At 39.4% G+C, this 249-nt stretch carries 1 protein-coding gene; it reads left to right on the forward strand.

The window, feature by feature from the left end; genetic code table 11:
• Positions 1-24: 24 nt before the first annotated feature.
• Positions 25-249 (forward strand): transposase (locus FNH22_RS33055; protein ID WP_370513216.1); only part of this gene is annotated, 225 nt, incomplete at its 3' end.

Below are 249 nucleotides of genomic sequence, written 5' to 3' on the forward strand. Positions count from 1 at the left end.
CGGCCTGTTTATAAAGAGGTCATCATCGATTCGCTAAATTTTTGCATTAAAAACAAGTCATTCGTGGTTTATGCTTATTGCATTATGCCCAGCCATATTCATTTGATTGCCGGTAGTACCAAAGCACCTCTCAACGAGGTGATACGTGATTTCAAGAAATTCACCAGTAAGGCACTGATCAAAACAATCAAAGATACTACTGAGAGCAGGCAGGAATGGCTGTTGAATAAATTTTCCTTTGCGGCAAAA

The sequence above is a fragment of the Fulvivirga sp. M361 genome, assembly GCF_007097395.1.
Taxonomy (GTDB): Bacteria; Bacteroidota; Bacteroidia; order Cytophagales; family Cyclobacteriaceae; genus Fulvivirga.